The organism is Dietzia sp. IBK-p2-15D (genome assembly GCF_057773105.1).
In genome coordinates this window covers 211,624-232,102 of the sequence record NZ_JBYMTK010000004.1, presented here as the reverse complement: position 1 = coordinate 232,102, position 20,479 = coordinate 211,624, and the positions used below count along the sequence as shown (strand labels likewise).

At 71.6% G+C, this 20,479-nt stretch carries 18 protein-coding genes; 4 read left to right on the top strand and 14 right to left on the bottom strand.

Annotated elements, in window-relative coordinates:
* Positions 1-668, top strand: a 668-nt coding sequence (locus AC3DEV_RS08410) for an HNH endonuclease signature motif containing protein (protein WP_488371801.1), incomplete at its 5' end; no start/stop codon positions are given.
* Positions 669-753: 85 nt separating this feature from the next.
* Here the strand turns inward: AC3DEV_RS08410 and gatB are convergent.
* The 5 genes from gatB to gatC are packed head-to-tail and all read right to left on the bottom strand — an operon-like array spanning position 754 to position 6,470.
* The gene (gene gatB, locus AC3DEV_RS08405) at positions 754-2,235 is read right to left on the bottom strand and encodes an Asp-tRNA(Asn)/Glu-tRNA(Gln) amidotransferase subunit GatB (protein WP_488371800.1); all 1,482 of its coding nucleotides are present in this window, start codon (positions 2,233-2,235) and stop codon (positions 754-756) included.
* Between the two features lie 10 nt (positions 2,236-2,245).
* The gene (locus AC3DEV_RS08400) at positions 2,246-3,280 is read right to left on the bottom strand and encodes an ATP-dependent 6-phosphofructokinase (protein WP_182636289.1); all 1,035 of its coding nucleotides are present in this window, start codon (positions 3,278-3,280) and stop codon (positions 2,246-2,248) included.
* 57 nt (positions 3,281-3,337) lie between these two features.
* Positions 3,338-4,723, bottom strand: a complete 1,386-nt coding sequence (locus AC3DEV_RS08395) for a DHA2 family efflux MFS transporter permease subunit (RefSeq protein WP_472982447.1) — start codon at positions 4,721-4,723, stop codon at positions 3,338-3,340.
* Positions 4,720-6,174: an Asp-tRNA(Asn)/Glu-tRNA(Gln) amidotransferase subunit GatA gene (gene gatA / locus AC3DEV_RS08390; RefSeq protein WP_488371799.1), complete on the bottom strand. Its 1,455-nt coding sequence runs from the start codon at positions 6,172-6,174 to the stop codon at positions 4,720-4,722. The genes AC3DEV_RS08395 and gatA overlap by 4 nt, the downstream gene beginning before the upstream one ends.
* Positions 6,171-6,470, bottom strand: coding sequence for an Asp-tRNA(Asn)/Glu-tRNA(Gln) amidotransferase subunit GatC (gene gatC, locus AC3DEV_RS08385; protein ID WP_067718272.1), 300 nt, complete (start codon positions 6,468-6,470; stop codon positions 6,171-6,173). The genes gatA and gatC overlap by 4 nt, the downstream gene beginning before the upstream one ends.
* A gap of 77 nt (positions 6,471-6,547) precedes the next feature.
* On the opposite strand from gatC, the gene AC3DEV_RS08380 reads away from it, so the two are divergent.
* Positions 6,548-7,204, top strand: coding sequence for an ACT domain-containing protein (locus AC3DEV_RS08380; protein ID WP_096907214.1), 657 nt, complete (start codon positions 6,548-6,550; stop codon positions 7,202-7,204).
* Positions 7,205-7,252: 48 nt separating this feature from the next.
* On the opposite strand, the gene AC3DEV_RS08375 is transcribed toward AC3DEV_RS08380, so the two are convergent.
* A complete protein-coding gene (locus tag AC3DEV_RS08375; protein ID WP_488371798.1) occupies positions 7,253-7,627 on the bottom strand; it encodes a hypothetical protein in 375 nt (124 codons plus the stop codon).
* Positions 7,624-9,822 (bottom strand): NAD-dependent DNA ligase LigA, encoded by a 2,199-nt coding sequence (gene ligA, locus AC3DEV_RS08370; RefSeq protein ID WP_488371797.1) that lies wholly within the window; start codon positions 9,820-9,822, stop codon positions 7,624-7,626. The genes AC3DEV_RS08375 and ligA overlap by 4 nt, the downstream gene beginning before the upstream one ends.
* A 59-nt stretch (positions 9,823-9,881) precedes the next feature.
* Between ligA and AC3DEV_RS08365 the strand changes: the two genes are divergently transcribed.
* Entirely contained in the window at positions 9,882-10,574 is a 693-nt protein-coding gene (locus AC3DEV_RS08365; protein ID WP_154827800.1) for an exonuclease domain-containing protein, read from the top strand.
* Between the two features lie 31 nt (positions 10,575-10,605).
* On the opposite strand, the gene AC3DEV_RS08360 is transcribed toward AC3DEV_RS08365, so the two are convergent.
* From AC3DEV_RS08360 to AC3DEV_RS08335, 6 genes are all read right to left on the bottom strand, one after another.
* Positions 10,606-11,649 (bottom strand): uroporphyrinogen decarboxylase/cobalamine-independent methonine synthase family protein, encoded by a 1,044-nt coding sequence (locus AC3DEV_RS08360; RefSeq protein ID WP_488371796.1) that lies wholly within the window; start codon positions 11,647-11,649, stop codon positions 10,606-10,608.
* 35 nt (positions 11,650-11,684) lie between these two features.
* The gene (gene mnmA / locus AC3DEV_RS08355; RefSeq protein ID WP_396467080.1) at positions 11,685-12,815 is read right to left on the bottom strand and encodes a tRNA 2-thiouridine(34) synthase MnmA; all 1,131 of its coding nucleotides are present in this window, start codon (positions 12,813-12,815) and stop codon (positions 11,685-11,687) included.
* Positions 12,812-14,008: a cysteine desulfurase family protein gene (locus AC3DEV_RS08350; protein ID WP_488371795.1), complete on the bottom strand. Its 1,197-nt coding sequence runs from the start codon at positions 14,006-14,008 to the stop codon at positions 12,812-12,814. Before AC3DEV_RS08350 ends, mnmA begins: the two co-directional genes overlap by 4 nt.
* A gap of 92 nt (positions 14,009-14,100) precedes the next feature.
* Entirely contained in the window at positions 14,101-15,051 is a 951-nt protein-coding gene (locus tag AC3DEV_RS08345) for an electron transfer flavoprotein subunit alpha/FixB family protein (protein WP_488371794.1), read from the bottom strand.
* A gap of 52 nt (positions 15,052-15,103) precedes the next feature.
* Positions 15,104-15,889, bottom strand: coding sequence for an electron transfer flavoprotein subunit beta/FixA family protein (locus AC3DEV_RS08340; RefSeq protein ID WP_067718293.1), 786 nt, complete (start codon positions 15,887-15,889; stop codon positions 15,104-15,106).
* A 175-nt stretch (positions 15,890-16,064) separates the two neighbouring features.
* The gene (locus AC3DEV_RS08335) at positions 16,065-17,696 is read right to left on the bottom strand and encodes an AMP-binding protein (protein WP_120283575.1); all 1,632 of its coding nucleotides are present in this window, start codon (positions 17,694-17,696) and stop codon (positions 16,065-16,067) included.
* 197 nt (positions 17,697-17,893) lie between these two features.
* Between AC3DEV_RS08335 and AC3DEV_RS08330 the strand changes: the two genes are divergently transcribed.
* Entirely contained in the window at positions 17,894-19,270 is a 1,377-nt protein-coding gene (locus AC3DEV_RS08330) for an outer membrane protein assembly factor BamB family protein (RefSeq protein WP_488371793.1), read from the top strand.
* On the opposite strand, the gene AC3DEV_RS08325 is transcribed toward AC3DEV_RS08330, so the two are convergent.
* Positions 19,255-20,472, bottom strand: a complete 1,218-nt coding sequence (locus tag AC3DEV_RS08325) for a THUMP-like domain-containing protein (protein ID WP_488371792.1) — start codon at positions 20,470-20,472, stop codon at positions 19,255-19,257. The genes AC3DEV_RS08330 and AC3DEV_RS08325 overlap by 16 nt on opposite strands.
* Positions 20,473-20,479: the final 7 nt, after the last annotated feature.

Below are 20,479 nucleotides of genomic sequence, written 5' to 3'. Positions count from 1 at the left end.
GGGGCACCGACAAGCCCGTCCGCATCTCGGTCATCAACACCATCGCCCAAGGACTGCCCAACCAGGTCCAGTTCGTCAACGGCGCCTACGCCAGCTTCGACTGGCTGTGCGAGGAGATCCTCTCCGGTGGCGACGCCACCGTCCGGTTCGAACTCATCGACCCCGCCCCCGGCACCCTCGACGCCCCCGAAGCAATCCTCAAATACTTCATCACCCCGGCCCTGGCCGAACGGATCCGACTACGCGACGGGACCTGCCGCCACCCCGGATGCACCGTCGACGCCCACGACTGCGAGATCGACCACGTCATCGCGTTCGATCACAGGCGCCCCGAACTGGGCGGCCCCACCGCCGAGTGGAACCTGATGTGCCTCTGCCGCAAACACCACCGCGAGAAGACCTTCGGCCACTGCGCCTACCGCCCCGGCCCCCTCGGCGAGCTGACCATCATCACCGAAACCGGCCACGAACACCACACCAACCCCACCGGCCCCCTGGCCCAGGCACGCAACCACATCCTCGAACACCAATGGCGAGAACACCTCGACCGCCTCACCGCCGACGACGGCCACCTCACCAACCCGCCAGGCACCACCCGGCCGAACGCCACCGGTACCGACCGGCGACTCCGCCCTGATGACGCGACCGAGGGCGATCAGTCCGCATAGCCATGGTCAGTCGGCGTGGGTGGCCGTGCCGATTTCGCTACCGCTCCGATTCAGTTGCCGTGCCGATTCAGCTACCGTGCGAGTTTCAGTTACACGCCGCGATAACCAGCTCTTTCACGCGCGCCGGGTCGGCCTGACCGCGGGTCGCCTTCATGACGGCACCGACGATCGCACCGGCGGCCTGGACCTTGCCCGAACGGATCTTCTCCGCGATGTCGGGCTGCGCGGCCAGGGCGTCGTCGACGGCCTTCTGCAGCGCCGAGTCGTCGCGTACCACCTCGAGGCCCTTGTCGGCGACGATCTGGTCCGGCTCGCCCTCGCCGTCGAGGACGGCGTCGACGACCTGGCGGCCGAGCTTGTTGGTGAGCTTGCCCTCGGCGACCAACTCGATCACGCGCGCCAGCTGCACCGGCGAGATCTCCAATTCGGTGAGCGCGACGCCGCGCTTGTTGGACTGCTGGGTCAGGTACGACACCCACCACGAGCGGGCCTCGGCGGCCGGAGCGCCCGCGTCGACCGTGGCGAGGATCAGGTCGAGGGCCCCGGCGTTGACGAGGTCGCGCATCTCCTCGTCCGAGACGCCCCAGTCCGCCTGGACCCGTGCGCGGCGCACCCACGGCAGCTCCGGCAGTGTCGCGCGGATCTCCTCGATGAGCTGCTCGGTCGGCTCGACGGGCGCGAGATCCGGCTCCGGGAAGTAGCGGTAGTCCTCCGCCGATTCCTTCGGCCGGCCCGAGGTGGTGGTGCCGTCCGACTCGTGGAAGTGCCGCGTCTCGAGCACAACCTCGTCACCCGCGGTGAGCACGTCCGCCTGGCGGCACATCTCGTGGCGGACCGCGATCTCGACGCTGCGGAGGGAGTTGACATTCTTGGTCTCGGTGCGGGTGCCGAACTCGGTGGCGCCCTTCGGCATCAACGAGACGTTCGCATCGCAGCGCATCGAGCCCTGGTCCATCCGGACGTCGGACACGTCGAGGCTCCGGAGCAGATCACGCAGCGTCGTGACGTAGGCGCGCGCGATCTCGGGTGCCCGCTCCCCCGCACCGACGATCGGCTTGGAGACGATCTCGATGAGCGGCACGCCCGCGCGGTTGAAGTCGAGCAGCGAGTGGGTGGCGCCGTGGATGCGACCGGTGGCGGACCCGACGTGGGTGGACTTGCCGGTGTCCTCCTCCATGTGCGCGCGCTCGACCTCCACGCGCCACGTGCTGCCGTCCTCGAGCTGCACGTCGAGGTACCCGTCGTGGGCGATGGGCTCGTCGTACTGCGAGATCTGGTAGTTCTTCGGCTGGTCCGGGTAGAAGTAGTTCTTCCGGGCGAACCGACTGTACGGCGCGATCGAGCAGTTCAGCGCCAGGCCGATCTTGATGGCCCACTCCACCGCCTGGCGGTTGGCCACCGGCAACGCGCCCGGCAGACCGATGCACACCGGACACACCTGGGTGTTGGGATCCGCCCCGAACGCGGTGGGACACCCGCAGAACATCTTGGTGTTGGTGTGCAGCTCTACGTGCACCTCCATGCCCATGACGGGATCGAAACGTGACACGACCTCGGTGAACTCCATGCGGAACAATCTAGCCGAAGAGGCATGCGGCCTCGCGGTAGCGGTCCTCCGGGACGGTCTTGAGCACGGCGACCGCGTCCTCTACCGGCACCATCTCGATCGACTCCCCGCGGAGCGCGACGATCTGACCGAAATCCCCCCGGTGCGCGGCGTGCGCCGCGTGCACCCCGAAACGGGTCGCGAGCACGCGGTCGTACGCGGTCGGCGTACCGCCGCGCTGGATGTGGCCGAGCACGGTCGTCCGGACGTCGCGGTTCATCCGCTCCTTGATCGCCGCGGCCATCTGGTCGGCCACCCCGGTGAACACCTCGTGGCCGAACTGGTCGTTGCCTCCCTCGCGCAACGTCATGCCGGAACCCTCGACCGGCGTGGCCCCCTCGGCGACCACGCAGATCCCGTACGCCTCCCCCATCTGGAACCGGCGCTTCATCACCTTGCACACGTAGTCGATGTCGAACGGGACCTCGGGGATCACGATCATGTGTGCACCGGACGCCAGGCCCGCGTGCAGTGCGATCCACCCGGCGTGCCTGCCCATCACCTCGACGAGCATGACCCGCTCGTGCGACTCCGCCGTCGTGTGCAGCCGGTCGATGGCATCGGAGGCGATCGAGACGGCGGTGTCGAAGCCGAAGGTGTAATCGGTGCCGCCGACGTCGTTGTCGATGGTCTTGGGCACCCCCACCACGGGGATGCCGTTCTCGGTCAGCCAGCGGGCCGCCTTGAGCGTGCCGTCTCCGCCGATCGCGACGAGCGCGTCGATCGCGTGCCGCTCGAGGGTCTGGCGGATGACCGGCAGGCTCGCAGTGAGGATGTCGGGGTTCAGTCGGCCGGTTCCGAGGATCGTGCCACCGCGGAGCAGGATGCGATCGATGCCCTCGTCGTCGAACAGCGGCACGGCACGGTCGTTCACCAGCCCGGACCACCCGTCCTGGAAGCCCAGGACCGGGGAGTCGTACTCCGAGTTGGCGGTGCGGACCAAAGCGCGGATGACCGCGTTGAGTCCCGGACAGTCGCCGCCGGCGGTCAGTACACCTATACGCACGTCGAGCTCCTCTCGGTTACCCCGCAGTCTAGGTCCGCCCGCCCCGCATCGCGGCGGTCACCGCCCCGGGCTCACCGACTGTTCACCGGTACGGAACGCCATGGTGGCCAGACCTCCCAGCAGGACGACAACAGCGGGGAGGAACATCGCGTCGGCCACCGCCTGGCCGATGTCACCGTGGGCCACGAACCGGGCCTGTACCACCGCGCCGATCGCGGCGGACCCCAGCACCGCCCCGACCTGGCGGGTGGTGTTGTAGACACCGGATCCCGCGCCCGCCGACGCCAACTCGAGGCGTCGCATCGCGGTCGACGACGTCGGCGCCCACACACACCCGTTGGCCACCCCCATGAGGGCGATCGGACCGAGCAGGACGGGGATCGAGGTCTGGGCGTCCATCACCAGCGCGAGCCAGAACAGGGAGACCGCATACGAGAAGTAGCCGATGCCCGTGAAGATCCGCGGATCGAGACGATCCGCCCAGCGTCCGACCAACGGCGCCAGAACACCCGCGATCAGGGCCATGGGCAGCAACATCATCCCCGCGCGGGTCGGGCTGAGTTCCTTGACCCCCTGGAGGTAGAACATGAGCGGCACCATCGTGCCGGCGGTGACGAAGCCGATCGTCGAGACGCCGAACGTGCCGATCGAGAAGTTGCGGTCCCGGAACAGTCGTAGAGGTACGAGCGGCTCGGTGCGGACGCGGGACTGCCACCACACGAACACGGTCAGACCCGCCACGCCCGCCGCGATGAACCCGGCGGTGGTGCCGCCCCATCCGTGCTCCTCACCCTGCTGGATCCCGAACACCAGCAGGAACATGCCCACGGCGGACAGGACGATCCCGGCTATGTCGTACGAGCGCGACCTGGTCTCCAGCACCGGGACCCAGAGCCACACCAACACCACCGCGAGGACACCGAACGGGATGTTGACGAAGAAGATCCACCGCCAGTCGAACGCGTCGATGAGCACACCGCCGAAGACCGGGCCGACCACGGAGGCGATACCCGCCACCGCACCCCATGCACCCATGGCCGCGCCGCGGCGCGCGGGCGCGAACACCCGGGTGATGACACTGAGCGACTGCGGGGTGAGCAGTGCCGCGCCGAAGCCCTGGAACACCCGCGCCACGATGAGGGTCTCGATGTCGGGCGCCAACCCGCACCACAGGGAGGCGCCGGTGAACAGCACCAGGCCCGCGATCGACACCCGTCGCGGCCCGATCTGGTCCCCCAGCCGACCGGTGAACAGCAACGGCACCACGTAGGCGAGCAGATACGCGCTGGTCACCCAGATGACCTGGTTGGTCGTGGCGCCGAGCTGGGTGACGAACGCGTCGGTGGCCACCGCCACGATCGTCTGGTCCACCAGGATCATGAAGAACCCGATGACGAGTGCCGCGAGCGCCTTCCATGCGTCCCTCTCGGGGACGGTCGTCACGCTATCGCGCCTCTCGCGGCCTCGTAGGCGGCCCCGACCCGGTAGAGACGATCGTCGGCGAGTGCCGGCGCCATGATCTGCAGACCGGCGGGCAGGCCCTCGACCAGACCGGACGGCACGGACATCCCGCAGTGACCGGCCAGGTTCAGCGGCAGGGTGCACAGGTCGAACTGGTACATCGCGACCGGGTCCTCGACCTTGTCCCCGAGCGGGAACGCGGTGGTCGGCGTGGTCGGCGAGATCAGGACGTCGACCTTCTTGTAGGCGGCATCGAAGTCGCGTGCGATGAGCGTGCGCACCTTCTGGGCCTGGCCGTAGAACGCGTCGTAGTACCCGGCCGACAGGGCGTAGGTGCCGAGCATGATGCGGCGCTTGACCTCGGGGCCGAAGCCCGCCTCGCGGCTGGCGGCCATGACCTGGTCGGCCGACCCGTCACCGGTCCGCAGGCCGTAGCGCATGGCGTCGAAGCGTGCCAGGTTGCTGGAGACCTCGGACGGGAGGATGAGGTAGTAGGCGGGCAGCGCGTAGCGGAAGTTGGGGCACGAGACCTCGACGATCTCGGCACCCAGGTCGCGCAGGGTGTCCACCGCGCCGCGGAACGACGCCTCGACGCCGGGCTGGTAGCCCTCGCCGGAGAACTCCGTGACCACGCCCACCCGCAGGCCCGTCAGGTCACCCTTCGCGCCCTCACGGGCGGCGGCGACGACGTCCGGGACCGCCACGTCGAGGCTCGTCGAGTCGCGCGGGTCGTGCCCCGCGATGACCTGGTGCAGCAGCGCGGTGTCCTCGACGGTGCGGCCGCAGGGGCCGCCCTGGTCGAGGGACGACGCGCAGGCGACGAGACCGTAGCGCGAGACCGTCCCGTAGGTGGGCTTGACGCCGACCGTCGCGGTGAGCGCGGCGGGCTGGCGGATCGACCCGCCGGTGTCGGTACCGATGGCGATCGGGGCCTGGTGCGAGGCCAGCGCCGCGGCCGAGCCACCGCCGGAACCACCGGGGGTGCGGCTCGGATCCCACGGGTTGCGGGTGGGGCCGTAGGCCGAGTTCTCGGTCGAGGACCCCATGGCGAACTCGTCCATGTTGGTCTTGCCGAGGATCGGGATCCCCGCCTCGCGCAGTCGCGCGGTGACCGTGGCGTCGTACGGCGAACGGTAACCCTCGAGGATCCGTGAGCCACAGGTGGTGGGGGCGTCGGTGGTGGTGAACACGTCCTTGAGGGCGATGGGCACGCCCGCCAGGGGTCCGAGTTCCTCGCCGGCCGCCAGTCGGGTGTCGACGTCCCGGGCCGCCCGGAGGGCCTCGTCCGCGCCCACGTGGAGGAAGGCGTTGATCTCGCCGTCGACCTCGTCGATACGGTCCAGGTGCGCCCGGGTGACCTCCTCCGAGGACACCTCCCGCGCGGCGATCCGCCCGGCCAGCTCGGCGGCGGTGGCGGTGGTGAGCTCGGTCATGCGTCCTCCCCCAGGATCTGCGGAACCTCGAAGCGCTGTTCGTCGGCCGCCGGGGCCTGGTCGAGTGCCTGCTCCGGGGTGAGGCCGGGCGTGACCACGTCGTCGCGGTAGACGTTGGTGATCGCGGTGGGGTGGCTCATCGCGGGCACGTCCTCCGCGGCGACCTCGGACACCGCCTGCACGTGGTCGAGGATGTCGGTGAGCTGCTGTGCGAACGAGTCCAGCTCGGAGTCGCTCAGTTCCAGGCGGGAGAGCCTGGCCAGATGCGCGACGTCCCCGCGTGAGATCGAGGTCACGTGCCTGCCCCTTTCCGTGACGTGGTCGGTACCGGCCCAGCCTAGTCAGCCCGAATGCGTGCGGCACAATGGGCGTCATGTCTTATCTGCTCCGTGTCATGTTGCCCGACCGACCGGGCAGTCTCGGCTCCCTCGCGGTGGCGCTGGGGACCGTGGACGCGGACATCATCAGCCTCGACGTGGTGGACCGGTTCGACGGGGTCGCCGTCGACGACATCGTCGTGGAGGTCCCGCACGGCACCTTCCCGGACGCCCTCATCACCGCCGCCGAGCGCCTGGACGGCGTGATGGTGGACTCCCTGCGGCCGTTCGGCGGGATCCTCGACGCCCATCGGGAACTCGAGCTCATCGACGCCGTCGCCGGGGCGGGTGCCGGGGCCTCCCAACTGCTCGCCGACGAGCTCCCTGCCGCGCTGCGCGTCGGCTGGGCGCTGGTCGTGGAGGTGACCGCGGACGCACGGTGCCGTCTGATCGCGCGGGGCGAGTCCGCACCGATGTGGGAGGGCGGCGAGGTCTCCGTACTGTGCGGCCTGGAGCGGGTGACCGCACTGGATGACGACGACGACGGCGTGCCGGCGGAGTGGACGGCCATGGACACCTCGCTCGCGGCCGCGCCGTTGAACTCGGGGCACATTCTCGTGGTGGGCCGACCGGGCGGTCCCTCGTTCAGGCCGTCCGAGGTCGCTCGGCTGGGGTACCTCACGGGGATCCTGCGCTCCCTCGACGCCGGCTGACCGGGCGGGCCCGCCGCTCCCTCGACGCCGGTCCGGCACGGATGTCGGTCAGCGGCGGGGTCCGCGTCGCCACGACCACACCGCGACCGCCGCGAAGAGGAACGCCGTGACCGGCAGGGCCCATGCCAGGTCCGTCATGAGGACGATCTGACGGAACTGTTCGTTCGACAGGAACTGCGCGACTTCGTTACAGGAGTAGAGGCAGGAGACCGGGTTCGACATCGGGCCGACCCAGAGCCACACCAGTCCGGCGAACGCTCCGGTCGATGCCCCCGCCACGGCGGAGGCCGACACCGAGAGGAGGCGCCCGGGACCCTCGCCCCGCAGACCACGGAGGGAGACACCGACCGCGAGCGCGAGACCGACACCCGCTCCGAGGAACAGCGGCCAGGGGAACTGGGCGAGGGGCGTCACCGGGGTCACGGGTCGGTTTGCTCCGGTTCCGTGTCCGACTCAGGGTCCAGGTCCCCTTCCCCCGCCCCGGCCGGACCGTTGTCCATCAGGTCGACGAAGCCGGCCTCGTCCAGGATCGTCAGGCCCAACTCCTCGGCCTTGGCCGCTTTGGACCCCGGATTGTCGCCCACCACCACGTAGTCGGTCTTTTTGGAGACCGACCCGGAGGCCTTACCGCCGCGGGCGATGATCGCCTCCTTGATGCCGTCGCGCGTGAAACCCTCGAGTGAGCCGGTCGCCACGATCGTCAGGCCCTCGAGCGTCCGCGGGATCGATTCGTCACGCTCGTCGGCCATCGAGACGCCGGCGGCGGTCCACCGGTCGACGATCTCGCGGTGCCAGTCGATGTCGAACCACTCGACCACCGAGGCCGCGATAGTCGACCCGACCCCGTCCGTCTCCGCCAGTTCCTCCTCGGACGCGGCGCGGATGGCCTCCATGGTCCCGAACCGGGTCGCCAGGGCGCGCGCGGCCGTGGGGCCCACGTGTCGGATCGACAGCGCGACCAGTACCCGCCAGAGCGGTCGGTCCCGGGCGGTAGCGAGGTTGGCCAGCAGCTTGCGACCGTTCTCGGTGAGCACGGTGCGTTCGGGTTCGGCCCCCGCCTCGATCTGCTTGCGGGTGGCCTTGTCGACGCGGGTGTAGAGGTCTGTCCTGAGCAGGTCGGACTCGGTGAGGTCGAACAGTCCGGCCTCGTTGACGAGCACCCCGCTGGTCAGTAGATCCGAGGCGCCCTCGTACCCGAGCGCCTCGATGTCCAGGGCGTTGCGCGAGGCCAGATAGAACAGCCGCTCCCGCAGCTGGGCGGGACAGGAACGCTGGTTGGGGCAGCGCCAGTCGGCGTCGCCCTCCTTCGCCGGGGCCACGACCGTATCGCACTCCGGACAACGTTCGGGGAAGACGAACTCGCGCTCGGTACCGTCGCGCCGCTCGACCACCGGGCCGAGGACCTCGGGGATCACGTCACCGGCCTTGCGGATCACCACCGTGTCGCCGATCAACACGCCCTTGCGGATCACCTCGGTCTGGTTGTGGAGGGTGGCCAACGAGACCGTCGAACCGGCGACCGTGACCGGCTGCATGTGGGCGAAGGGGGTGACCCGCCCGGTGCGCCCGACGGAGACCCGGATGTCCAGTAGTTCCGTCATGACCTCCTCCGGTGGGTACTTGTAGGCGATCGCCCACCGCGGCGCCCGGGAGGTCTGGCCGAGTCGGCGTTGGACCGCGCGGTCGTCGATCTTCACCACGAGCCCGTCGATCTCGTGTTCGGGGTCGCTGCGGTGCTCACCCCAGAACCTCATCCGCTCGACCACCTCCTCCACCCCGGTGGCGGGCGCGGTGTGCGGTGAGACGGGCAGGCCCCACTCGGCGAGGGCGAGGTAGACGTCGTGGAGGCTCTCGAAGGTCGCGCCCTCGACCGCGCCGAGACCGTGGCAGTACATGCCGAGTCGGCGTTGGGCGGTGATGGCCGGGTTCTTCTGGCGCAGTGACCCGGCCGCACTGTTGCGCGGGTTGGCGAACGGTGCCTTGCCCTCGGCCACGAGACGGGCGTTGAGCTCGGCGAAGTCCTCGAGCCGGAAGAACACCTCGCCCCGCACCTCGATGAGCGAGGGCAGCGGGCGGTCGTCCGACGGGGTGAGCGTGACCGGGATGTCGTCGATGGTCCGCGCGTTGAGGGTCACGTCCTCCCCCGTTCGCCCGTCACCCCGGGTGGCGGCGCTGACCAGCTTCCCGTCCCGGTAGACCAGGTCCAGGGCCACGCCGTCGATCTTGACCTCGCACAGGAACGGCAGCCGGTCCTCCGGCACGCCCGCCTGCTCGACGGCGGAGGCGACCCAGTCACGCAGCTCCTCCTCGGAGAACACGTTGTCCAGGCTGGTCATCCGCTCGAGGTGCTCGACCGGGGCGAAATCCGTCGAGAAGCCACCGCCGACAAGTTGGGTCGGCGAATCGGCGCTCCGCAGCCCCGGGTGCTTCAGCTCGAGCGCCTGCAACTCGTCGAAGAGCCGATCGAACTCGGCGTCGGAGACGATGGGCGCGTCCTTGACGTAGTAGCGGAACTGGTGATCGCGGACCGTCTCCGCGAGCTCGGTCCACTCCTGCCGCACCTCGGGCGGGATGTCCCCCGTGCCGACGGGCTGACTGGTGTCATCGGGAAGGCTCACGAGGACAGGGTAATGCCGGGCGAGGCCTCGATGTCGGAGCGCTGCCCTACGGTGAGCCCATGACAACCCACACACAGCCGCTCGCCATCGACCGGAACCGACTGCTCGCGTTCGACCTCGAGACCACCGGCCCGGACCCCCGGACCGCCCACGTCGTCTCCTCCGCCCTCATCGCGATAGACGGGCGGCACAAGAAGGAACGGAACTGGCTCGCGGATCCCGGGATAGAGATTCCCGAGGGGGCGACGGCGGTCCACGGCATCACCACGGCTCATGCCCGCGAGAACGGCCGTCCGCACGCCGAGGTCATCGCCGAGACGGTGGCCGCCATCCGCCGGGGATGGGGCGAGGGACGCACGCTGGTGGTGTTCAACGCCTGTTACGACCTGACGATCCTGCGACGGTGGGACCCGTCGTTCGAGATCCTCGGTCCCGTGATCGACCCGTACGTCGTGGACCGCGCGGTGGATCCCTACCGGAAGGGCAAGCGGACGCTCGAGGCCCTGTGCGGTCTACACGGGGTACGACTCGACAGCGCCCACGAGGCCGCGGCGGATGCGCTCGCCGCCGCCCGGCTGGCGTGGAAGATGCTCGGCGGACAGCCGGAGTTGTCGGGTCCGGACTGGCGGGAGGTCAATGCGCGCCAGGCGAGCTGGCACGAGACGCGCCAGCGGGACTTCGTCGCGTACCTCGAGCGGTCCGGCAAGGACTCGTCCGACGTCAACACCCTCTGGCCGATGGCAGTGCTGTAGCGCCGCGTTGTCTGTTACTCCGCGTCGTCTGTTACTCCGCCACCCGCGGGGTGGTCTCGGCCACCAGACGGGCGCCCCGGAGGGCGGCCGCGGCTCGGCCCTCACCGGTCGAGGTCTCCTCGGCGGTGGGCGTGAGGATGACGCGGTCCAGGGTGGAGTACCTGGGCGCGCTCAGTCGGTCGAGCAGAGCCAGCAGTCCCACTGCGGTGTCCTCGGCCTCCGCCACGGTGCGTGGCGGCGGGCCGCCGCCGGGTAGACCCTCCAGGTGGAGGATCCCGCCGTTACCGAGGACCGTCCCGGCTGCATCCAGCGCGGCATGCGACCGGGCTGTGTGCAGCGGCGCGGTCGCCAGGCACACCCCGTCGAGAGGCGTCTCACCCCGCGGGGGGTCGCTGACGACCTCCCAGACCGGAGGTGCCCCAGGGTCGGAGGTGACCGGGAGCCGGATCAGGACCTCTGCGGCCCCGGCGTCGCGGAGCGCATCGGCGAACCGGCAGAGCGACAGGGCTAGTTGATCAGGCGGGACGGCCGCGATCGGGTCGAGACGGCTGGGCGAGCGGACCGTCCCGGCGGCGACATGCCAGAGCAGGGGCTCGTCCACCAGGATCCGTGCGCCCGCCCGTACCCGGCCCGCCAGCCGCACGGCTCGCCCACTCACGCCCTCCGCCAGGGAGGCTGCCAGGTCTCGCCGGGCACCGCGGTCGCTGAGCACGGGGAATCCGCCGGGCAGTTCCACCCCGGCCGCGAGGGACCACGGGCCCATCACGCGGACCTGCAGACGGCGGGAGTCGGTGGCGGGATCCCCCTCGGGATCCCGGGCCTGCTCGTCGGCCTCCTCGAGGGCGTCGGCGTCCCGGTCGAGGAAGTCGGCGGCCCGACGGGCGAGGCGGCCCGGGGCGTCGGCGAGTCGCCATCCGCGTGGCGAGACGTCGACCGGCAGGTCGGCGAGCATCGCCAGCGTGCGGCCGACCTGGTCGGCCCCGGGGCCGCGATCCGGCAGCTCGGGCAGGAACGGCAGCGCATGGCATTCCCCCATGATCACCCGCGCCGATTCCCGCGGGTCGGTGCCGGGCATGGGGCCGGCTCCGGTGCTGGACGGTCCCACAGACGTCACGCGCTCTCGGCGGCCGGGCGGGACGCGGAGATGGTGCCGCTGCCCAGCACGCGTTCGCCGCCCGGTTCGGGCCGGTACAGCACGGCGGCCTGCCCGGGGGCGACGCCGCGGATCGGCTTCTCGAGCGTGATCTCGAGCCGGGCATCCGGTCCGTCGCCGAGGCGTCGGACGTGGCCCGGGGTCGCCTCGCCGTGGGCGCGGATCTGCACCAGGCAGTCGGTCTCGCGGATGTCGTCGTCGACGAGCCAGTAGGGCGAGGACGCGGTCATGCCGGACGAGAGGAGGTGGTCCGCGCCACCGACGGTGACGGTGCCACTGTCGGCGTCGATCGCGGTGACGTAGCGGGGGCGGCCGTCCGCCGCGGGGCCGCTGACCCCGAGGCCCTTGCGCTGGCCGATGGTGAACCCGTGGATTCCCTCGTGGCGGCCGAGCTCGTCGCCGGTGTCGGCGTCGACGACAGCGCCGGGGCGCATGCCGATACGCGCCCCGAGGAAGGCGCGGGTGTCGCCCGACGGGATGAAGCAGATGTCATGGCTGTCGGGCTTGGAGGCGACGGGCAACCCGCCGGCCTCTGCCTCGGCGCGGACCTGCGACTTGAGTGAATCCCCGAGGGGGAACATCGAGTGAGCGAGCTGCTCCGGGGTGAGCACTCCGAGGACGTACGACTGGTCCTTGGCGTCGTCCACGGCGCGGCGCAGGACCGGCCGCCGGGTGCCGTCGGGCAGTTCCTCGGACGACAACCGCGCGTAGTGGCCGGTGGCGACCGCGTCGAAGCCGAGCGCCATGCCCCGGTCGAGGAGGGCCTCGAACTTGATGCGTTCGTTGCACCGGAGGCACGGGTTGGGGGTCTCACCCCGGGCGTAGGACTCGACGAAGTCGTCGATCACGTCGGCACGGAAGCGCTCGGCGAAGTCCCACACGTAGAACGGGATGCCCAGCAGGTCGGCGACCCGGCGGGCGTCCCCCGCGTCCTCCCGCGAGCAGCACCCGCGCGATCCCGTTCGCAGGGTCGCCGGATCCGCACTGAGTGCGAGGTGGACGCCCACGACATCGTGTCCGGCGGCGACGGCTCGGGCGGCGGCGACGGCGGAGTCCACTCCCCCGCTCATGGCGGCGAGGACCCTCATGATGCGGCCATCCCGGTGCGGGCGAGCCCGAGGCCGGCGACGCGGGCGCGTTCGGCCGCGGGCCCGATGGCCGCGACGGCGGCGTCGACGTCGTCCTCGGTGGTGGTGTACCCCAGGCTCAGGCGCAGACTGCTGCGGGCAGCGGCCTCGTCGGCACCCAGGGCCAGCAGGACGTGACTCGGCTCGGCCACCCCGGCGGTGCAGGCCGAGCCCGTGGAGCATTCGATCCCGGCGGCGTCGAGCAGCAGGATGAGCGACTCGCCGGAACAGCCGGGGAAGGTGAGGTTGGCGATGCCGGGCAGGCGCTCCCCGCCCCCGTTGGCGATCGCACCGGGGACCTCGGCGAGCACCCCGGCGACGAGCCGATCGCGCAACCGGCTCAGACGCAGGGCCTCGGACTCCATCTCACGGACCGCTTCCCCGAGCGCGGCGGCCATCGCGACAACCCCCGGCACGTCCACGGATCCGGACCGCAGGTCCCGCTCCTGGCCACCCCCGTACCCGATCGGCACGCAGTCGGCACCGCGGTCGAGGAGCAACGCACCGACGCCGAGCGGTCCACCGAACTTGTGCGCGGAGAGACTGAGGGAGGTCACGCCGAGGCCGGAGAAGTCGACCGGGACGTGCCCGACGGCCTGGACGGCATCGGTGTGGACGGCCGCGCCCACCGCGCGGGCCGGGCCGGCCGCCGCCGCGACATCCGTGAGGGTGCCGATCTCGTTGTTGCCGAGCATCACCGCGACGAGGGCCAGTCGCGGGCCGAGCTCGTCGGCGAGGTCGCGGACCGTTGCCGGGGTGACGGCGCCGCGGGGGTCCACGGGCAACACCCGGACGACCCTCCGGCCGCCCCGGTCGGTGGCCAGGTGGGCGGCGGCGTCGAGGACGGAGTGGTGCTCGGTGGCCCCCACGGCCACCACGTCGCCCGCCGAGGCACCCACCTGCCCGAGGACGGCGAGATTGTCGGACTCCGTCCCGCCGGAGGTGAACACCACCTCGGACGGTCGGCAGCCGAGGTGGTGCGCGAGGGACTCGCGGGCCTCCTCGACGCGGCGGCGGGCGCGGCGTCCGGAGCCGTGGAGCGAGGACGCGTTGCCGACCGAGGAGGACGCCTCGGCGTAGGCGTCGACGGCCGCCGCGCGCATCGGGGTGGTCGCGGCGTGGTCGAGATAGTGCACAGAGCGGGTGGTGGGCATATCGCTGGCAAGGATACGCCCGAACGCGCCGGACCCCGGCACCGCAGGGGTGCCGGGGTCCGGGCGACGCTGGTGGACGCGGTGCGTCCTGCTCACTTACGAGCGTTGATGGCCTCGGTGAGCTGCGGGGCGACGCTGAACAGGTCGCCGACGATGCCGTAGTCCGCGATCTCGAAGATCGGGGCCTCCTCGTCCTTGTTGACGGCGACGATGGTCTTCGACGTCTGCATGCCGGCGCGGTGCTGGATGGCGCCCGAGATACCGAGGGCGATGTACAGCTGCGGCGACACGGTCTTGCCGGTCTGGCCGACCTGGAACTGGCCCGGGTAGTAGCCCGAGTCCACAGCGGCGCGCGACGCGCCGACGGCGGCCTTGAGCGAGTCGGCGAGCGGCTCGACGACCTTCTCGAAGTTGTCCGCGGAGCCGACGCCACGACCACCGGAGACGACGACGGTCGCCTCGGTGAGCTCGGGGCGGTCGCCGCCCACGATCGGGTTGCGCGAGATGACCTTGGCGGCGTTCTCGGGCTCGGGGACCTGCACCTCGACGACCTCGCCGGCGCCGGCGGCCGGGGAGGCCTCGACGGAGCCCGGACGCAGCGTGTAGATCGGGGTCTCGCCGGAGACGGTCGCCTCGACGGTGAAGGCGCCACCGAAGATCGAGTGGACGGCCGAACCGTCGGACTTGATCTCCACGACGTCACACAGGGTGCCGGAGCCGGTGCGGGCCGCGAGACGACCCGCGACCTCCTTGCCCTCGAACGTGGCGGCCAGGACGATCGCGGCCGCACCCTGCTCGGCGAGGCCGGCCAGGACGTCGACCTTGGGGGTGACGAGGTAGTTCTGGACCGCGTCACCCTCGGCGACGTAGATCTTCTCCGCGCCGGCCTCCTTGAGGGCATCGGTGAGCGCGGCGGCGGTGCCGGTCTCACCGAAGACGACCGCGGAGGGCTCTCCGAGGGCACGAGCGGCGGTCAGCAGCTCGAGGGACACCTTCTTGAGTTCGCCGTCGACGTGCTCGACCGCGACGAGGACTTCAGCCATGGTGGATTCTCCTTGAAAAAGACTGGGATGAGTCGGTCGGGGTGAGTTCGCGTCAGATGAGCTTCTGCGACACGAGGTACTTGGCGACGTCGTTGCCGCCCTCGCCCTCGTCGGTGACCTTCTCGCCGGCGGCGCGCGGCGGCTTGGGGCTCGCGGAGGTGACGCTGGACGCGGCGTTGTCCTTGCCCACCTGGGCGGCCTCGACGCCGGCGTCGGCCAGCGTGAGGGACTCGACCGGCTTCTTCTTGGCGGCCATGATGCCCTTGAAGGACGGGAACCGCGGCTCGTTGATCTTCTCGCCGACGGAGACGACGCACGGCAGGGTGGCCTCGACCTCGAAGATGCCCTCGTCGGTCTCACGCTCGCCCTTGGCGACGCCGTCGGCGATCTCCAGGGTGCGCATGTGCGTCAGCTGCGGGAGGCCGAGGTACTCGGCGAGGATGGCCGGGACGGCACCCATGCGGCCGTCGGTGGCCTCGTTGCCGGCGATGACCAGCTCGGTGCCCTCGATGGTGCCCAGCACGTTGGCCAGGGCCCACGAGGTCTGGACGACGTCGGAACCGTGCAGGGCCTCGTCGTTGAGGTGGACGGCCTTGTCGGCGCCCATGGACAGGGCCTTGCGGATGGCCTCGGTGGCGCGGTCCGGACCGGCGCACAGGACGGTCACCTCGCCGCCGTGGGCCTCCTTGATCTGGAGCGCCTGCTCGACGGCCTTCTCGTTGATCTCGTCCAGGACCGCGTCCGCGGCCTCGCGGTCCAGGGTGTAGTCCCCGTCCGTGAGCTTGCGCTCGGAATAGGTGTCGGGAACCTGCTTGATCAGTACGACGATGTTCGTCATGGGCCTGCGTCGACCTCCTGCGAGTCGGGGCGGGGTGCGCCCCCGTCTAGACCGGGCGCACCGGATTGTGGTCCTGCCAGACACAATAACGCGGCCGTGGCCGCGGTGACGGTGCCGGGGCGGTCGGTGGCGGGGCACGGCGCCCGGTCGGCGGCCACCGGGTGGGGCGGGTGGTTCAGTTGATGCGCTTGTCCCAGCCGGACCAGGCGGCGTCGCGCAGTTCGTTCTTGCGGACCTTTCCGGTCGACGTCCGGGGCAGGGCCTCGGTCAACTCCACCGCACCGGGCACCTTGTAGCGCGCGATCCTGGTCCGGCAGTGCTCGATCACGGCGGCCTCGTCGAGCGTGGAGCCCGGCCGGACCACGACGTAGGCCTTGGGACGCTCGCCCCACTTCTCGTCGGGCATGGACACGACCGCGCAGTCGACCACGTCGGGGTGGGACACGACCGCCTGCTCGACCTCGATGGTGGAGATGTTCTCGCCGCCGGAGACCACGACGTCCTTGGCGCGGTCCAGCAGTTGCACGTATCCGTCCGGGTGCATGACGCCCAGGTCGCCGGAGTGGAACCACCCGCCGGCGAACGCGGTGGCCGTGGCCTCGGGGTCGCCGAAGTACCCCTTCATGACCCCGTTGCCGGTCATGACGACCTCGCCCATGGTCACGCCGTCGGCGGGGACGTCGACCAGCCGGCTCTCCCCCGGTGAGGTGCGCTCGACCACACGCACGGTGTCGGCGTGGATCATGGCGACGCCCTGGCGCGACTTGAGCCCGGCCCGCTCGTCCGGATCCAGGTCGGCCCATCCGGGCTGCGGGGTGCACACCGTGAACGGGCCGTAGGTCTCGGTCAGTCCGTACACCTGGGTGACGTCGATGCCGAGGTCCTCGAAGCGGCGCAGGATGGTCGGCGAGGGCGGCGCCCCGGCGGTGACCATGCGGATCCCGTCGATCGGCCGGGCGGCCGGGTCGTCGGCGATGGTGGACAACACGGCTGGTGCACCGGCCAGGCGGTTGACCCCCTCGTCGTCGAACAGTCTCCAGATCTCGTCCCCGCGGACGGCGCGCAGACACACGTGGGTCCCCCTCGCACCGGTCAGCGCCCAGGTCGTGCACCACCCGTTGCAGTGGAACATGGGCAGCGTCCAGAGGTACTTCGAGTCGGCGTCCAGGCCCTGGGTGACGATCTCGCCGAGGGAGTTGAGGTAGGCGCCCCGGTGCGTGTACATGACGCCCTTGGGTCGGCCGGTGGTGCCGGAGGTGTAGTTGACCGCGATGACGGAGTCCTCGTCGGCGACCGTCCACGAGACCGGCTGAGGAGAGGCGGACGCGAGGGCGTCCTCGAGAGCCTCGGCGCGCGGGCCGAAGCGGGCCGGGTCGGGTTGCGTGCCGTCGGCGTCCGGGGCGACCAGGACGAGACGCAGCGCGTCGGGGACCTCGTCGCCCAGCCCCGCGAGGAGTTCCGCGTCGGCGATGAGGACGGCGATCCCGGCGTGCTCCACGATGTAGGCGATCTCGGCCGGGGCGAGGCGGGTGTTGAGCGCGACCACGGCGCCGCCCGCGAGGGGGACGCCGAACTGCGCGAGCAGCGCCTCGGCCGAGTTCGGCGCCAGGACGCCCACCCGGTCACCGCGCGCCACGCCGCGCATCTTCAGCAGGGAGGCCAGCCGGGTGGCCCGGTCGGCGAACTCGGCGTAGGTCTGACGGCGCGGGCCGTCGACGACCGCGGTGGCGTCGGGTGAGACGCGCGCGGCCTTCTCGAGGAAGCTCAGCGGGGTGAGCGCGGTGTCGAGTCCGGAGTTCGCTGTCATCGGGGTGTGGCCGCCTTCCGTGGGCACGGGTGATGCCCGTCACGGTAGCCGCGGAGTGCACTCCGCGATCCGTGATTCCCCCGCCCCGCACCCCTGCACGTCGGTCCCCGCGTCCGCCACATCGGAGCGCCGGTCGGGTGGGCGGCGGGTGGCGGACTACTCTCTCGTGTGACTGTCTCGACTCGACGGGGGGACCTGTGGCACCGGCACCGGCACCGACACCGGCACTGACACCGCGCACCGCGCGGGCCCTGGTCGCCGTCGCTCTGGCGGCGGGGGTGGCCGCCGGGTGCGCCTCGGACGCGGAGAGTGGCGGCGCCCGCCTGGGCCAGGCCGCGAGCTGGTCCTCGCTCGCGGGTGGCCCGCCGAACTCCGGACGCGCACACTCCCCGGTCTCGGACGCCCCCGGGCTGCTGTGGTCGCGCGCCCTCGGTGCGCCCGCGGTCGGCGTGGCCTCCTCGGACGGCATCGGCACGTCGTTCCAGGCCACGATCTCCGACCGCGGGTGCAATCTCTTCGCACTGACCGCCGACGACGGTCGCAAGCGGTGGTGTCTGCGCCTGCCGACCGACGGGCCGCGGATCACCGCGACAGTCGACGGGCGCGGTTCGCTGTTCGTGCCCCTCTACGGCGGGGTCGGCGCCCTGACGGCCGAGGGCGAGAACCGCTGGACCGCCGCGACCCGGGGCGTGCCCACCACCGTGACGTTGCTGGACGGACGCCACCTGCTGCTCGTGTCCCACCTGGGGGCCGCACGGGTGATCAACGCCCACACCGGTCTGGACGTCACGCCCGAACTGCGGATCGCCGGCGACATCTCCACGGACGACCCGGCGTACGGGATCCCGTGGTGCGCGACCGGCGAGCGGGGCTGTCCGGTCCCCGCCCCCGCGGCCGTGGACACGGACACGGCCACCGCCTACCTCACCGCGTGGACGCCGGGCGCCGACGATCCGGAGTTGGTGGCGGTGCGACTGGTCGCCGGTGAGTTCTCCGCCCTCGACGTGCTGTGGCGTGCACCCCTGCCCGACGGGCGCCTGGGGACGCCGGTGGTGCTGTCGAACGACCGGGACGAGGTCTACGTCCACGCGGCCGACGGCGGTCTCGCCGCGTACTCGACGTCCGACGGCGCGGCCCTGTGGACCGCCCCCGTCGGGTACCGGCCGGACACGCCGCCCGCCCTGTTGCCCGACGGCACCGTGGTCAGCGGCGGTCGCACGACGACCGTGTGGAGGGGACCCGACGACGACCACGACGACGACGCGGGCCCGGCGCCGGTGGTGGCCGTTCGCGGGCAGGACGGAACCGGCCGGGTGGTCTGGCGCCGGGACGACCTGCGCCAGCTCACCAACCCCGCCGCGACGCCGGACGGGCGGGTGCTGGTGGCCGTGCGCTCGGGCGGATCCGACGACGAGCCCGGCATCGCGGTCCACCTGCTCGACGGCGCCGACGGCGCCACCCTCCACCGGATCGAGGTGCCCGCCGCGACGGGCCCGGTCTCGGGACTCAGCGTCGACGCGGATGGCCGGATCGCGCTGACGACCGCGGTGGGCGCCCTCTACGTGTTCGAGTGAGCGGTGCGCGGCCCGCACACGAACACCACGGCGGAGCTGCCGATCCGGGTCACCACCAGCGCGAGTGGCCGTGACCCGCTGAGCGAGAGCGAGCGTCGCAGCACGTCCGGGTCGGTGTCGACGCCGCGGACGAGGATCTCCAACGACCCGCAGTCTCGCCGGCGCAGCACGCGACGCAGCTGCTTGCGGTCGAGCCTGCACTTCTCGAGCACCTCGAACCCGGTGTAGCCGTCCGGGACCCGTGGCCCGGTCAGATGGGCGATCCTCGGGTCGAGCTGACGGAGCCCGTGGCGGCGGGCCCAGTGCCGTACGAGTCCGGCGCGGACGACCGCCCCGTCGGGGTCCACGATGAACCGCTCGGCCTCCTCGTGGGCGTCCACCTCGTCGTCGTCGCCGTCGGTCACCTCCTCCACGTGGACCGCGACCCCGTCCGCGACGAGGCGCGGTGGTCCCCACGGTCCGGCCGCGTCGGCGGCGGTGGTGCGGACCACGGTCGCACGGCGGCGCACACCCGCGGACAGGCCCGGCGACCACAGGCACGCCTCCCGCACCGAGCCGTCGAGGGACACCAGTTCGACCTCCCCGCAGTGGTCGAGCACCGAGGTGTCGAGGCCGGGCGCGCACTTGATGACGTGGTCGCGGTCGGCGGCGACGGCGAGCAGGTCGGGCAGCGGCGGGCTGAGCCGCGCCGGGTCGTGGACCCGACGGCCCCCGGAACGGCGGGCGGGGTCCGCCAACAGGACCGCGTCGCGGCTGGGCGGGGCGAGCGCGTCGGCCACGCATACGAGTGCGTCGGGGACGTTGTGGGCCGCCATCCGCGCGCGGACCGGATCCAGATCCGAGCCGATCACCCGGTCGGCCGTCCGGACGAGTTCGGTGAGCTCGGCGCCGACGGAACAGGTGACGTCGTGGACGTCCCGTCCTGCCAGGCGCCCGGCCCGCAGGGCCGCGACGGGCCACGCGGTGGCCTGCTGGACGGCCTCGTCGGTGAGCAGCATCGCCCCGGCACCCCGGATTCGACCCCTCGCGCGCGCCCGGGCGGTGACGACGTCGATCGCCGCCGCCGCGTGCACGGGATCCGCGCGCCGGACGGCGGCGGTCGAGGCCACGAGGTCCGCGCGGGACCACGCCAGGCCGGCGGCGAGGTCGAGCAGGTCGCGTCCGGCGGCGGTGTGCAGGAACTCCAGGTCCTCGGGGGTCACCGACGCA

Bases quoted from the DNA above. Each gene is read 5' to 3' on its own strand.
- gatB (WP_488371800.1), bottom strand. From the start codon at position 2,235: ATGGAGTTCACCGAGGTCGTGTCACGTTTCGATCCCGTCATGGGCATG.
- gatA (WP_488371799.1), bottom strand. From the start codon at position 6,174: ATGACCGAGCTCACCACCGCCACCGCCGCCGAGCTGGCCGGGCGGATC.
- AC3DEV_RS08380 (WP_096907214.1), top strand. From the start codon at position 6,548: ATGTCTTATCTGCTCCGTGTCATGTTGCCCGACCGACCGGGCAGTCTC.
- AC3DEV_RS08365 (WP_154827800.1), top strand. From the start codon at position 9,882: ATGACAACCCACACACAGCCGCTCGCCATCGACCGGAACCGACTGCTC.
- AC3DEV_RS08360 (WP_488371796.1), bottom strand. From the start codon at position 11,649: ATGCCCGGCACCGACCCGCGGGAATCGGCGCGGGTGATCATGGGGGAA.
- mnmA (WP_396467080.1), bottom strand. From the start codon at position 12,815: ATGAGGGTCCTCGCCGCCATGAGCGGGGGAGTGGACTCCGCCGTCGCC.
- AC3DEV_RS08350 (WP_488371795.1), bottom strand. From the start codon at position 14,008: ATGCCCACCACCCGCTCTGTGCACTATCTCGACCACGCCGCGACCACC.
- AC3DEV_RS08345 (WP_488371794.1), bottom strand. From the start codon at position 15,051: ATGGCTGAAGTCCTCGTCGCGGTCGAGCACGTCGACGGCGAACTCAAG.
- AC3DEV_RS08340 (WP_067718293.1), bottom strand. From the start codon at position 15,889: ATGACGAACATCGTCGTACTGATCAAGCAGGTTCCCGACACCTATTCC.
- AC3DEV_RS08335 (WP_120283575.1), bottom strand. From the start codon at position 17,696: ATGACAGCGAACTCCGGACTCGACACCGCGCTCACCCCGCTGAGCTTC.